This window comes from Acinetobacter qingfengensis (assembly GCF_008693185.1).
In the GTDB taxonomy this organism is placed as follows: Bacteria; Pseudomonadota; Gammaproteobacteria; order Pseudomonadales; family Moraxellaceae; genus Acinetobacter; species Acinetobacter qingfengensis.
This window is the reverse complement of record NZ_VXKN01000002.1, coordinates 363,955-378,046: the sequence shown is the minus strand read 5'-3', so window position 1 is coordinate 378,046 and position 14,092 is coordinate 363,955. Positions and strand designations below refer to the sequence as shown.

The following is a 14,092-nucleotide window of genomic DNA, read 5'->3' as shown; positions in this document are numbered from 1 at the left end:
AAAATGAACGATTTATTGTTGATGATATAATCGATCAGCTTCTTCAAAGCGATCAGTGACATCTTTTGTGGGTGCTTTACCACATAAGCTGACAATCACAATAGATAGCATGGATAAAATAAAACCTGGGATAATTTCATAAATACCGGTTGAACCAAACAGGTTTTTCCATGCAATTACAGTGACGGCACCTACAATCATCCCCACCAGAGCACCATTTAAAGTCATGCGCTTCCAAAGTAAAGACAGAATGATTAATGGGCCAAAAGCAGCACCAAATCCAGCCCATGCATAAGAAACTAAACCTAAGACCTTGCTTTCAGGATTGCTGGCTAACCAGATGGCAAAGACAGAAATTGCCAGTACCATTAAACGGCCAATCCAAACCAGCTCTTTCTGTGAAGCATTTGGGCGTAGGAAGGATTTGTAAAAATCTTCAGTCAAGGTACTTGAACAGACCAGTAGCTGACAACTTAGAGTACTCATAACGGCTGCCAGAATTCCTGCTAATACAATACCTGCAATCCATGGATTGAACAGAATTTGAGTAAGCTCCATAAAGATCACTTCAGAATTGGCATTAACATGCGTTGCTAATTCAGGCTGTGACTGAAAATAGGCAATCCCGAAAAAACCAGCACTTACGGCACCAGCCAAACATAGAATCATCCATGCCATACCAATTTTACGTGCATTTGGGATTGACTTTACCGAATCTGCTGCCATAAAACGTACTAAAATATGGGGCTGACCAAAATAACCAAGCCCCCATGCCATTGCAGAAATTACCGCAATAAAACTGACATTTGAGAACATATCAAAAGCATGTGGACGTGCAGTATCAATCAAGGTAATAAAATCTTGTGAATCGCCAGTAACTGCAAGATAAGTAAATACTGGTGTTAAGAATAAGGCAAATAACATCATGGCTGCCTGAAAGGTGTCTGTCCAACTAATCGCTAAAAATCCACCAATACATACATAACTAATTGTTGCGATTGCACTGAGCCATAATGCCGTAGTGTATTGCATCTCAAAAATACTTTCGAATAAGCGAGCACCTGCTACCATGCCTGATGCACAATAAATTGAGAAGAAAATTAAAATGATCAATGCTGACGAGATTCGAAGTACTTTATGGGTATCATTGAAACGATGCGTAAAATAATCTGGTAAGGTTAATGCATTGTGTTGAACTTCAGTATGAACACGTAAACGTCCAGCAACAAATAACCAATTAAGCCATGCGCCAATAATTAAACCAATTGCAATCCAAGCCTCACTCAATCCAGATAAATAAATTGCACCAGGTAAACCCATGAGTAACCAGCCACTCATATCAGAAGCCCCAGCAGATAAGGCTGTTACAAAACTTCCTAAACTTCTTCCACCTAAAATATAATCTGAAAAATTTCGGGTAGCCCTATATGCATATAAACCAATCCCGACCATCCCAATGATATATAAAATAAAAGTAATTACTGTTGGATTGAATAACTCCATGTTCTTTTTCGGCTCCTAATAGAATAATGGAATAGCTTTGGATACATGTACCGACCGAGCAGATTTAAGCATATTGAAATATATTTGAAATGTTAATAAATGTAAACAAAAGTAAATTTGTGTAAATTAAGCTTGATTTTATCTAAAATACTTTTGAATTAAAAAAGTTCATCACTGCATCAAAATCATGCAAAGGTTATTCATTGCTTATAAATACGATGTTTTGATGTATAAATAAAAAAATATGATTTAGTTTTTTTTGGAATTTTAATCTAATAATAACGAAAAATATAGAGATAGAATTTAAATTTTAGATATTGAGTAGTGGAAAATAATTTTAAAAAACAACTGATTTAAGTGATGGATAGATAGACACAAATATAATGATATGAAAGTAAAAGAGAAAATATATTATTCTCATTATGGGTAACCGTTCTTTCAACATACTCTTACTTTTATCTAAAAAATGTCGTTAGATAAATTTTTACTTTTAATGCTTTAAAATGGTTCAATACGATTAAAATAGCGAAAAATTTTGATTAAAAACTTAATTGAAACAAAATGTAAGAATTTGAAATTGGACTGCGCTTGTTGCAGGGTGATTTTTGTTTAATAAAAAATGAGAAGAATTATGGTCTAGATGAAATAATTAGTACCGTCACTATGCATATATCGGCAACTTGATTAACGTAGTAGGCGGCTAATTTAGACATTTTTGTGCAAAAATAGAATACAAATATTTTATGTCTAGCTTAAATAGAATATATGCCTCATTCTCAACATACGTTGAATATTAAATTTTGATGAATTCTACAAATGAACGAAAGCCACATGCTCATGTGGCTATACAGTGTATTGATGTTTTATTTTCTGAAGTTAAGTTTTAGATTGCTACTTTCTTTGACAACTTGCATCACAGGATAACTACGAGTTTCTTTTACACCCGGAAGATGCCAGAGAATTTGCCCTGAAATACGTCGATATTCATCCATATTTTTACAACGAATTTTTAAAATAAAATCAAAGCCGCCACTTGTCATGTGGCATTCAATAATTTCAGGGTAATTTTGTACTGCTGCAATAAAATCTTCCAGGGAATGCGGTGTGGTCTTATCTAATAAAACATCAACAAATACCAGAAAACTGGCATTTAATTTGTTGGGATTTAGATGAGCATAATATCCAAGAATATATTGATCACGAGTGAGTCTTTGAACTCTTGCCATTACCGCAGTTGGGGATAGGTGAATTGCCTCTGCAAGTTTAATGTTGGATATTTTTCCGTCTTTTTGCAAGATATCAAGGATTTGGATATCTATACGGTCAAGTGAGGTTTTTTGTTCCATAAAATAAATTTTTCTCCAAAAAAATATAAAAATATAGTGAAATATTCGGCATATATTTTGCAATTATAGTTCAAAATTTCGGTATATCCAATTTTTTTGGATTTAATTAAAATGTGTGCAGGGTGGTTGGGACATGGTGGAGAAAAGTGAACAAGCGGATGTAATACAAGGCGAAAAAGACATTACTTATCTCGCAAAAAAAACGGTATTACAGCAAAAAATCAATCAAGCATGGCGTCGTTCGGAAAGTGAAGCTGTACAGGAATTATTGGATTTTGCCAAATTATCAGATGTACAAGAAAATAAAATTCAGAAGCTGGCATATCAATTATCTAAGGCATTACGGGAACAAAAAGCACAATCAGGAAAATCTGGTGTTGTTCAGGGATTATTGCAGGAATTTTCTTTATCCTCCGAAGAGGGAATTGCCTTAATGTGTTTAGCTGAGGCTTTGTTGCGTATACCAGATAAAGACACACGGGATTTATTAATTAAGGATAAGATCCACCAAGGTAACTGGAAAGAGCATGTGGGGCAAAGTCGTTTAATGTTTGTCAATGCAGCAGCCTGGGGATTGATGTTTACAGGTAAGTTACTTGAAACATCAAATAATAAAAATTTTTCCAGTGTGCTTACCGGAATTTTGGCACGGTGTGGTCGAGGCGTGATTCGCAAAGCAGTAGATGTTGCCATGCGTATCATGGGCGAGCAATTTGTCACTGGTGAATCAATTCAGCAAGCGCTGGATCATGCCAGAAATCTTGAACAAAAAGGTTTTCGCTATTCATACGATATGTTGGGGGAGGCTGCTTTCACAGAGCAGGATGCACAGCGATATATGAATGATTATATCAATGCAATTCATGCCATTGGTAAAGTTGCTGCCGGTAAAGGTGTCTATAATAGCCCGGGTATTTCCATTAAATTATCCGCAATACATCCACGTTATCAAAGATCTCAGTATGATCGGGTGCATACGCAATTATATGACCGTGTACTGGAATTGGCACTTTTGGCCAAACAGTATGATATTGGCCTAAATATTGATGCTGAAGAAACAGAGCGTCTTGAACTTTCTCTGGAATTGCTGGAACGCTTGTGTTTTGAGCCTGAGTTAAAAGATTGGAACGGTATTGGTTTTGTCATTCAGGCTTATCAAAAACGCTGTTATTTTGTCGTGGATTGTATTATTGACTTGGCCAAACGTAGTCAGCATCGCTTAATGATACGTTTGGTTAAAGGTGCATATTGGGACAGTGAAATTAAAAAAGCCCAAATTGATGGGATGAGTGATTATCCTGTATATACACGTAAAGTTCATACCGATTTATCCTATATCGCCTGTGCGAAAAAACTTTTGGCTGAACCTGAAGCAATTTATCCGCAATTTGCCACACATAATGCGCACAGTCTGGCAACCATCTATCATTTAGCTGATCCAGAAAAATATTATCCTGATCAATATGAATTTCAATGTTTACATGGTATGGGGGAACCTTTATATGCAAACGTTGTGGGATCATGTGAAGAAGGTAAATTAGGCGTACCATGTCGAATTTATGCCCCTGTAGGAAATCATGAAACCCTATTGGCTTATCTGGTTCGCAGACTATTAGAAAATGGTGCAAATTCATCTTTTGTGAATCGAATTGCTGATGAAAATCTGGATATACAGGATTTAATCCGATCTCCGGCACAGGATATTGCGATCAATGCCGAGAAGGATGGGTATATTGGTTTAAAAAATCATAAAATCCCTTACCCAAAAGACATTTATTTGTTAGGGCGTAAAAATTCACAAGGTTTTGATCTTACAGATGATTCATGTTTATTGCAGCTCAATCAGGTTGTTCAGCAATATGCACAACATACATGGCAAAGTTCTCCATTGGTGGCTGGTGATACCATAGAAACCGAAGGCTCACCTCAAGCTATTCTTAATCCTGCAAATCATCAGGATCTGGTCGGTGCAGTATTTGAAGCTTCAGCGCGACAAATTCAATTGGCTTTGCAAAATGCTCAGCAACATCAACCTGAATGGCAGGCACAACCAGTCACCCTACGGGCAAAATGTCTGGAACATGCTGCTGATATCATGGAATCAAGGCTTTTGGAACTCATGGTGTTATTGTGTCGTGAAAGTGGTAAAACCTACGCAAATGCCATCGCAGAAGTCAGAGAAGCAGTAGACTTTCTGAGATATTATGCGCAACACGCACAAAGCCTCACTCATCCTGAAAATATTAAAGGATTAGGAGTTGTATTATGTATCAGTCCATGGAATTTTCCGCTTGCTATTTTTAGCGGACAAATTGCTGCGGCACTGGTGACAGGAAATAGTGTGCTGGCTAAACCTGCGGAACAAACCTCTTTAATCGCTTTTCAGGCAGTAAAAATATTGCATGAAGCCGGTATTCCTGAATCTATTTTACAATTGCTACCGGGACGGGGAGAAACGGTTGGTGCTGCATTGAGTCAGCATGACATGGTCAATGGCATCATGTTTACAGGATCAACAGAAGTTGCCAGAATTTTGCAAAAAACCGTGGCGCAGCGTTTAACCTTCGATGGGCAACCGGTGACTTTGATTGCAGAAACTGGTGGTCAAAATGCCATGATTGTGGATTCTTCTGCCTTAACAGAACAAGTTGTTTTTGATGTGATTAATTCCGCATTTGATAGTGCAGGTCAACGCTGTTCAGCCTTACGGATTCTTTGTGTACAGGAAGATTGTGCTGATACTGTTATTAAAATGCTTAAAGGTGCAATGCAGCAACTACGTGTAGGTAATCCTGACAAATTACAAACCGATATTGGCCCTGTCATTGATCATGAAGCATTACAAAATATTGAAAAACATATCCAGACGATGCAGACCAAAGGTTACCCAGTGTATCAGGGTACATTTAATGAAACGAATAATCTTGAAAATATCGCACAGCAAGGCACTTTTGTTTTACCAACTTTGATTGAATTACCGGATTTAAATGATCTGCAACGTGAAATCTTTGGGCCGGTATTGCATTTAGTGAGATATAAAGCAGGACAAATTGAAGCTTTATTACAGCAGATTAATGCCAAAGGGTATGGTTTAACCATGGGATTACATACCCGAATTGACCAAACCATACAGCAAGTAATAGATCATGCCAATGTTGGGAATTTATATATTAATCGGAATATTGTCGGTGCTGTGGTGGGCGTACAGCCATTTGGTGGAGAAGGTCTATCTGGTACAGGCCCGAAAGCAGGTGGCCCTTTGTACTTATATAAGTTAATGCGTGGCTATGTTGCAACTGGGCTAACACAACCTTTTGCAGTTAAAGCCATCTATAAAAATCAAAATACAGAGGCTTTGGCAAATTACCATAAATTTAAACAATGGTTAGAGCAGTACATGCCTGAACTCAATGATCGTGTTATTCATCCATTTATGATTGATACTGTTTATGAATTACAAGGTCCAACAGGGGAAAGTAATCAATATGTGATCATGCCTCGTGAAAAAGTATTGTCCATTGCCTCGAATGAGGCTGAACAAGCGTATCAATTATTGGCAATCTTTGCGGTTAATGCAAAAGCATTGATTGCTAGTGACAGTCACTTTATACAAAAATATCAACAAAGCTTGCCGAAAGAGATTAGACAAGCAATTGATGTGGTAAAAAATCCTTTAACAGAAAAATTTGATGCTGTTTTACATCATGGTACAACAGACCACCTCATTGTACTTCAGCAGGCGGTTTTTTCTCATCAGAAAGCCATTGTTGGGATAACACATTTAAGCGATTATGCTGATATTCCTTTGGAACGATTGGTCATTGAGCATGCGATAAGCATCAATACTGCGGCGGCTGGTGGTAACGCAAGTTTGATGACTATGTCTGAATAAACCTGTTTAAATGAAACTAGATTTAGTACAAAAGTATCTATAAATCCTTTTCCCCTGGTTTTCTTTTCGCAAGGAAATCTAGGGGGCTTTTGTAAGAATGCTATTTTTAAATAAAATTGTTATGAACTTGTCTTTAAGTATGAAAATATGATTTAAAAGCATTTTTCGAAAAGTTGTATTTATTCATAATTTATCTATAATTGAGTATCTATAACTGCTTTATATTTATAGATAAAACCAAATTAAATAAATGGAAATAAAAAAAACAACTTAAATTTGTTAAAATTGAATAAAAATAAGTCTTTATTAATATTATGTTACAATATTGTTTATTAATTAATCTATATTTTGGCAATTTCTAATCATTTGGTTGTTTTTTCTAGACGGATAGTTTTTTGCGCAATATTATCGCCACTTCTTATTTTTTGATGAATATTTGTTCATCTTGTTCTCCCTGCATATATCCGTACTGATTTAAAAGGAGTAAATATGCATAAGTTATTCAAAACAATGTTGCTGGCAATATTGGCAATTTCACCCATGATGACCTTAAGCAGCCAGACGCAAGCAAAAACAGGGTTTGTACAGAGTGGTATGGCATCGTGGTATGGTCGTGAATTTCATGGACGTAAAACAGCAAGTGGTGATCGTTTTAATGCCAATGCATTGACTGCGGCACATCGAAGCTTACCGTTAAATTGTTATATCCGTGTGACCAATAAGAGTAATGGCAAAAGCGTCGTGGTTAAAGTAAATGATCGTGGCCCTTTCCATGGTAATCGTGTACTGGATTTATCCTACGGCGCAGCTCAAGCGATTGGTTTGGCTAATGCTGGTGTTGGTAACGTAAAAATTGAACGAGTGAGTGGGCCTTAATTTTTATATCTATGATATTAGTATAACAATATTCAAATGTCCTCTTGTTGAATCTTATTTAAAATGACGCAATCTGGTGTTTGATCACCTGCACAATCCTGAATTAACAGCTTTAAATGTTTAACCATTGCCTGCATTTTCTGGATTTTATTTTCCAATTCGTCAACATGTTGTTGTGCGATATATTTGACATCCGCACTACGGCGATGTTGATCCTGCTGTAATTGTAATAAGGTTTTAATCGTGTCCAGTGAAAATCCCAATTGTCTGGCTTGATAAATGAACTTTAACCGTTCTATATCGACTGGGAAATATTCCCGATAACCAGTATGGCTACGGGCAACTTTTGGAAGCAGCCCAATATTTTCATAATAGCGAATCATTTTGGCACTGATACGACTGAGATGTGCAGCTTGGCTAATGTTCATGTTTTTTGATTACCTAAATTTAAAAGTTTTTAAGCGTAAAGCATTACTGAGTACAAAAACTGATGACAATGCCATTGCTGCTGCTGCAAACATCGGTGACAACAAAATTCCAAATTTGGGGTAGAGTAATCCTGCTGCGACAGGAATAAGTGCAACATTGTAAGCAAAAGCCCAGAATAAATTTTGTTTAATATTACTGATGGTCGCTTTTGAAATTGCAAAAGCGTTTACGACACCCTGAATGCTACCTGACATCAGCACAACATCGGCAGTTTCTATCGCAACGTCTGTACCTGTACCAATGGCTAAACCTACATCGGCAGCAGCTAGAGCAGGTGCATCATTAATACCATCTCCAACATAAGCAGTCACAGCATATTTTTGTTTGAGTGCTTGTAAGCTTTGTACTTTTTGTTCAGGGAGTACTTCTGCGACAACATCATCAATTCCTAATTGTTGGGCAATATATTGGGCAGTTTTCTGATTATCCCCACTGATCATGGCAACGTGTAAACCAAGTTGGTGTAATTGTTCGATGGCATGTTTGGAGTCTGGCTTAACCGGATCAGTCACTGCAAACATGGCAACAACCTGTTGTTCTATTGCCAAGTAAAAAGGGGTTTTACCTTGTTCTGCGAATTGTTGTGCTTGTTGCAAGAATTCATCAATGGCAAAATCAAGTTTTTGCATAAAACGTGCTGCACCAATATAAACTGTGCGAGATTCGATAAATCCCTGAATGCCGTAGCCAGCAATTGCCTGAAAATGCTCGATCGCTAATAAATCCAGTTGTTTAACTCTAGCTGCTTGTACTATTGCTTGAGCAATAGGATGCTCTGATTGTGTTTCAAGACTTGCTGCGTAAGCCAGCAAATGATCGGGATTTTGTCCATTGGCACAGATAAATTCTGTTAGTTCAGGTTTACCTTGCGTCAGTGTGCCAGTCTTGTCAAAAGCAACCACTTGAGTATCTTTTAGACGTTGTAGTGCTTCTCCATTACGAAATAATACCCCCATTTCAGCAGCGCGACCTGTACCCACCATAATTGATGTTGGCGTTGCAAGACCCATTGCACAAGGGCAGGCAATAATCAGGACAGCAACGGCATTCACCAGAGCCAGACTTAATGCAGGAGATGGTGCGAGAATCAACCATGTGACAAAAGTAATTAACGCAAGAAGCATCACTGCAGGCACAAACCATAAGGTTACTTTATCAACCTGTGTTTGAATGGGAAGCTTTGATCCTTGTGCCTGTTCTACCATTTGCACAATTTGAGCCAGAACAGTCTGTTCACCAATTGCTGTGCAACGTACATGCAAACTTCCTTGTTGGTTAACTGTACCACCAATGACCTGATCATCTGTTACTTTTGCAACAGCAAGCGGTTCTCCAGTCATCATGGATTCATCCACATAACTTGAACCCTCAATTACTGTGCCGTCAGTTGGAATTTTTTCTCCGGGTTTAATGATCATGACATCGTTTAACTGTAAATCTTTTACTGGAATATCAATGATTTGTTGGTCACGTTGAATATGTGCGGTTTTTGCCTGTAAACCAATTAAATGGGCAATAGCTTGAGATGTGCGCCCTTTGGCTCGGGCTTCCAAATAGCGTCCAAATAAGATTAAAGTAACAATAACAACAGCGGATTCATAGTAAACGGCAATATTTTGTTCGGGTAACCATTGTGGTAGGAAAGTGGCAATCAATGAATAACTGTAAGCAGCCAGTGTACCAACTGCAACCAGAGAATTCATGTCTGGTGCACCACGGAATAAAGCCGGAATACCGAGTTGATAAAATCGTCTGCCGGGGAAAATCAATACCACTGTGGCAAAAATAAATTGGATCAGCCAGCTATTATTTAGACCGATGTGTATCATGATCCAGTGATGTAACGCTGGAATCAGATGCCCACCCATTTCAAGGATAAAAACAGGTAACGTAAAAATAAGTGCAATGATAAATTGGCGATAAAGTATTTGTGCTTCCTGCTCTCGTTTTAAACTTAGATCTTTTGTGGTACTGGTTTGTACTAATTTTGCCTGATATCCGGCTTTTTCAACTGCTTGTATTAATAATTGTGGTGTAAGAGGGTGCTGAAGTTGAATATCAGCTTTTTCTGTTGCTAAATTTACGGTGGCAGTTTTGACACCTTCTATTTTATTCAAGGCTTTTTCTACACGACCTACACAAGATGCACAACTCATTCCTTCAATGTCCAATTGTATATGCTGGGCTGAATGCGGGCTTTGTAATAATTCTGCTGGATAGCCAGCCTTATCTAAGGTAGAAATCAAAATTTGTGGATCTAGATGATCTTTTACAAATACAGTTGCTTTTTCCGTGGCGAGATTAACTGTTGCATCCTCGACACCATCGATTTTTTTTAAGGCACGTTCTACACGAGCTACACATGATGCACATGACATGCCATTTATATTGAGTTCGAGCTTTTTGGAAAATTGAGGAGATATAGACATCAACTGCTCCGGTTTTTTATATTTTATTGATGATAAACCTTAACCCTATGGTAAGGTCAAATATTGAATAAATGATTTTATAAATCGCATTGACTTTACCACAGTGGTAAGCTTTATCATGACAATCTATCGCAATAGAGGATCGAAAAATGAAATTTTCTGTAGAAAATATGACGTGTGGGCATTGTGTTCGTGCGGTAACAAATGCATTACAAGATGCTGATGCACAGGCAAAAGTTGCTGTAGATTTGCAACAAAAACAAGTTATTGTGAACTCTAGTCTTGATTCGGCAAAGGTGATTGCACTTTTACAGGAAGAAGGTTATCCGGCAAAAATTTTGGCTGAATAACGATTACATTTAAAAACCTTAGGCTTAAATCTCTTCTGGCGATTCATCGCAAAAGAGATTTAGCCTGATCCAGTGTTATTATCTATCAATAAATCTGAAAGAAACTAATTTTATTTTTCATTATTTAAGAAATATAATGGCTTTACCTTCATTTACATTATGTTTGAGAGTATATCATGCAAGCCAAACAACAATTAAAACATCGTATTATCCATGCGGTGTGTTATGAGTTGATCTTGTTAATTATTGGTACACCATTATTAAGTTTATTTTTAAAGCAAAATCTTACACATACTACAATTCTATGGATCATTATGAGCATCACTTCAGTATTCTGGAATATGTTCTTTAATTTTGGTTTTGAAAAACTGGAAACCCGGGCCGGTTGGACAGAGCGTACCGTTATGATTCGGATATTGCATGCCATTGGTTTTGAGGGAGGCCTATTAATATTTACCGTACCTATGATTGCATGGATGTTGAATATGAGTTTGTTTCATGCATTATTACTGGATATTGGTTTGGCTTTAAGTATTGTGATCTTTACCTTTATTTATCAATGGTGTTACGACGTGATCATGCAACGCTATTTTAATACAGCGCCACAACATTAAAAATATTAAAACCCTATGCGATTTTAACGCATAGGGTGTGATTTTGGATTATTTACGGTCTGCATAGATTTGATCGAAAATCGCACCATTTGCGAAGTGAGTTTTTTGTGCTTTTGCCCAACCGCCAAAAACAGCATTAATGGTAAAGGTCTGGATTTTTGGGAATTTATAGGCGTATTTTTTTGCAGCTGCTGCATTTCTTGGACGAAAATTATATTTTGCCGCAAGTTCTTGACCACGAGGTGAATATAAATAGTTCAGATAACCTTTGGCTAGATTACGGTTTCCATCTTTATCAACGACTTTATCAACAATTGCAACGGAAGGCTCTGCCAAAATAGAAATCGATGGATAAATAATGTCGTATTTATCTTTACCCTGATTTTGAACGGCCAATAATGCTTCATTTTCCCATGACAGCAGAACATCTCCAATACCACGTTCGGCAAATGTGGTTAATGAGCCTCTGGCACCTGAATCTAATACTTTGACATTATGATAGAGTTTTTTCACCAGTTCTCTTGCTTTGGCATCGTTACCTCCAGGTTGTTTCAGTGCATATCCCCATGCAGATAAGTAAATCCAGCGCGGTGCACCACCAGTTTTGGGATTTGGTGTAATGATTTCTACGCCTGGTTTGGTTAAATCATTCCAGTCGCGGATATTTTTAGGATTTCCTTTGCGTACCAGAAAGACAATTGTAGAGGTATATGGTGCAGAGTTATTTGGAAATTCTTTTTGCCAACCCGGTTGAATCAGCCCCGCATTGACAATTTCTTCAATGTCATTGGCTAGCGCAAGGGTAACAACATCTGCTTGTAGTCCATCAATAACTGAACGTGCCTGTTTACCTGAACCACCATGAGATTGTTTGAATTGAATATCTTGTCTGGTGTGTTTTTTCCAAAATTTCCCAAAATCCTGATTATATTCTTTATAAAATTCCCGAGTTGGATCATAGGAAACATTTAAAAATTCCTTGGCATAAAGCTGGGAAGCCGAAAATAAAATTGCTGCGGTAAGGCTGCTTTTTAATAAGATGTTAATCACAGATATTTTTCCCCAAAAATTAAAATGTAGTATTGAATATAAAGGGTAAAAAATTCACTTTAAAATAATAAAATAAACTATGGTTATGATTTTTTAATCAATATGTGATGCTCAACGTAAAGATGATCCGTGAAATTATATTTAAAAAAATTAGAAGAGTGATTAAGATGGCATTTTCTGTAGAGTTTCTTGTATTTTTAGAGAAATTATCATTAAAAAATTATCTAAATATCGATTACCCGACAAAATTATTTTGTCGGGCGAATGAGGATTTACCACATTAAATCATCAGGAATAACGTATGCTGCATAAGGATCTTCTTCATCTGTTGTCTGGTCATCTTGTTGTTGCTGCATACCAAGAATATAACCTGTCAATTTTTGCTCAATCCGTTCTGCCAGTGCTTTGGGAATAAAAGCATATTGATCATTGTCCAATTTGGCAACGCATAGACTGCCATTGACGACAGCATTATAAATTTGCTGACTGACATACAGCTTTTTGATTTTATTTTCGTCAATAAACTGATAACCAATATCGCCTGATGTATCTTGAATACGATATTGATTGATCATTTGAATAATGTTGGCTTTTAGGGTCTTTTCTTCCAGTTGTTGTTGTTTTGCCTGATTTAAGGCATTGTCTTTGGCAATTTTTTCCTGTTTAGCTTGCTCAATTTGAGCTTTAAGTTGTTGCTGATTGTCTTGACCTGTTTTTTGGGCATGTTGTGCTTGTTTAGATGCTTTTTTGGCTTTTTTTGCATCAACAAGCCCAGCTTTTAATAATTGTGCTTGTAAGGCATTTTTGACCATCAGTAAACTCCATAAATTAATGATAAGGATGTTGCCGTAAGTATAAAGCCCAATAGGTTAAACTCAAGCTTGCAGTTAAAATAGCAGGAATTAAAAAGGCATGAGTTCCCCAGAATTTATAAATAATGGTGGCGATCACACCACCCACAAAGAAACCAGATAAAATGAGAAAATGTAAAAGCAGGCGACGTGGATCAACTTTTAAACCACGTACTAAATAACCAAATGCCAGACCAATATCGGTAAGCACGCCAGAAAGGTGTGTGGTGCGGATAATGGTGCCACGATAATGGCTGACCATGGCATTTTGCATTCCCATTGCTGCTGCGGCCCATAACAGTGCATATCTGGGAAAATAAGGAATAAAGCACCAGCACAATAAAATAAATAAACTGACCAAAGTTAGGGGAATACCATAGCGGCGACCCAGTTGGACATTGCCATCTCCCAGAATATATCCACTATAAAAAGAACCTAGCACAAAAAAAATCACAACGAGCAAGACATAGATCATCATGCGATAGTCTTGATGTGACCAAGCAATGGCAAATACACTGACATTTCCTGTCATGTGAGAAATAGACTGATGTAGTACTGTAATCAAGCTGAGTACATTAATCATTCCGGCATTAAGTGCCAGTAAAAAAGCTCCGAATTGAATCCAGTTCGGCAATTGTTGTAAAGGCATTTAAGTTACTCGAGCATTTAAATTCGCCTAAACTTCAGCGCTA

General features: G+C 37.2%; 10 protein-coding genes and 1 pseudogene. 4 read left to right on the top strand and 7 right to left on the bottom strand.

Annotated elements, in window-relative coordinates:
• Window positions 1-12 precede the first annotated feature (12 nt).
• Window positions 13-1,503: a sodium/proline symporter PutP gene (gene putP / locus F4V57_RS04325; RefSeq protein ID WP_070068776.1), complete on the bottom strand. Its 1,491-nt coding sequence runs from the start codon at window positions 1,501-1,503 to the stop codon at window positions 13-15.
• A gap of 863 nt (window positions 1,504-2,366) precedes the next feature.
• Window positions 2,367-2,849, bottom strand: coding sequence for an Lrp/AsnC ligand binding domain-containing protein (locus tag F4V57_RS04320; protein ID WP_070069523.1), 483 nt, complete (start codon window positions 2,847-2,849; stop codon window positions 2,367-2,369).
• 133 nt (window positions 2,850-2,982) lie between these two features.
• Between F4V57_RS04320 and putA the strand changes: the two genes are divergently transcribed.
• On the top strand, window positions 2,983-6,741 hold the full coding sequence (putA, locus tag F4V57_RS04315) for a trifunctional transcriptional regulator/proline dehydrogenase/L-glutamate gamma-semialdehyde dehydrogenase (RefSeq protein ID WP_081409185.1): 3,759 nt from the start codon (window positions 2,983-2,985) through the stop codon (window positions 6,739-6,741).
• A gap of 579 nt (window positions 6,742-7,320) precedes the next feature.
• Window positions 7,321-7,617 (top strand): annotated as a pseudogene (locus tag F4V57_RS04310) (septal ring lytic transglycosylase RlpA family protein); the annotation flags it as partial.
• Between the two features lie 32 nt (window positions 7,618-7,649).
• On the opposite strand, the gene cueR reads toward F4V57_RS04310, so the two are convergent.
• Entirely contained in the window at window positions 7,650-8,045 is a 396-nt protein-coding gene (gene cueR / locus F4V57_RS04305; RefSeq protein ID WP_070069522.1) for a Cu(I)-responsive transcriptional regulator, read from the bottom strand.
• 9 nt (window positions 8,046-8,054) lie between these two features.
• Window positions 8,055-10,535 (bottom strand): heavy metal translocating P-type ATPase, encoded by a 2,481-nt coding sequence (locus F4V57_RS04300; RefSeq protein ID WP_070069521.1) that lies wholly within the window; start codon window positions 10,533-10,535, stop codon window positions 8,055-8,057.
• Window positions 10,536-10,684: 149 nt separating this feature from the next.
• Between F4V57_RS04300 and F4V57_RS04295 the strand changes: the two genes are divergently transcribed.
• The gene (locus F4V57_RS04295) at window positions 10,685-10,885 is read left to right on the top strand and encodes a heavy-metal-associated domain-containing protein (protein WP_070069520.1); all 201 of its coding nucleotides are present in this window, start codon (window positions 10,685-10,687) and stop codon (window positions 10,883-10,885) included.
• Window positions 10,886-11,061: 176 nt separating this feature from the next.
• Window positions 11,062-11,499 (top strand): chlorhexidine efflux PACE transporter AceI, encoded by a 438-nt coding sequence (gene aceI, locus F4V57_RS04290; protein WP_070069519.1) that lies wholly within the window; start codon window positions 11,062-11,064, stop codon window positions 11,497-11,499.
• A 48-nt stretch (window positions 11,500-11,547) separates the two neighbouring features.
• On the opposite strand, the gene F4V57_RS04285 is transcribed toward aceI, so the two are convergent.
• The 3 genes from F4V57_RS04285 to F4V57_RS04275 all read right to left on the bottom strand — a co-directional run bounded on the left by F4V57_RS04285 (window position 11,548) and on the right by F4V57_RS04275 (window position 14,049).
• Window positions 11,548-12,540: a sulfate ABC transporter substrate-binding protein gene (locus F4V57_RS04285; protein WP_264754216.1), complete on the bottom strand. Its 993-nt coding sequence runs from the start codon at window positions 12,538-12,540 to the stop codon at window positions 11,548-11,550.
• Between the two features lie 281 nt (window positions 12,541-12,821).
• A complete protein-coding gene (locus tag F4V57_RS04280; protein ID WP_070069518.1) occupies window positions 12,822-13,361 on the bottom strand; it encodes a DUF2058 domain-containing protein in 540 nt (179 codons plus the stop codon).
• Window positions 13,362-13,377: 16 nt separating this feature from the next.
• Complete coding sequence (locus F4V57_RS04275; protein ID WP_070069517.1) at window positions 13,378-14,049, bottom strand: YoaK family protein; 672 nt, start codon at window positions 14,047-14,049, stop codon at window positions 13,378-13,380.
• Window positions 14,050-14,092: the final 43 nt, after the last annotated feature.

What these genes read in the sequence shown, in the direction of transcription:
- aceI (WP_070069519.1), top strand. Translation starts at nt 11,062, where the DNA reads ATGCAAGCCAAACAACAATTAAAACATCGTATTATCCATGCGGTGTGT.
- putA (WP_081409185.1), top strand. Translation starts at nt 2,983, where the DNA reads ATGGTGGAGAAAAGTGAACAAGCGGATGTAATACAAGGCGAAAAAGAC.
- F4V57_RS04300 (WP_070069521.1), bottom strand. Translation starts at nt 10,535, where the DNA reads ATGTCTATATCTCCTCAATTTTCCAAAAAGCTCGAACTCAATATAAAT.
- cueR (WP_070069522.1), bottom strand. Translation starts at nt 8,045, where the DNA reads ATGAACATTAGCCAAGCTGCACATCTCAGTCGTATCAGTGCCAAAATG.
- F4V57_RS04320 (WP_070069523.1), bottom strand. Translation starts at nt 2,849, where the DNA reads ATGGAACAAAAAACCTCACTTGACCGTATAGATATCCAAATCCTTGAT.
- F4V57_RS04275 (WP_070069517.1), bottom strand. Translation starts at nt 14,049, where the DNA reads ATGCCTTTACAACAATTGCCGAACTGGATTCAATTCGGAGCTTTTTTA.
- F4V57_RS04280 (WP_070069518.1), bottom strand. Translation starts at nt 13,361, where the DNA reads ATGGTCAAAAATGCCTTACAAGCACAATTATTAAAAGCTGGGCTTGTT.
- putP (WP_070068776.1), bottom strand. Translation starts at nt 1,503, where the DNA reads ATGGAGTTATTCAATCCAACAGTAATTACTTTTATTTTATATATCATT.
- F4V57_RS04295 (WP_070069520.1), top strand. Translation starts at nt 10,685, where the DNA reads ATGAAATTTTCTGTAGAAAATATGACGTGTGGGCATTGTGTTCGTGCG.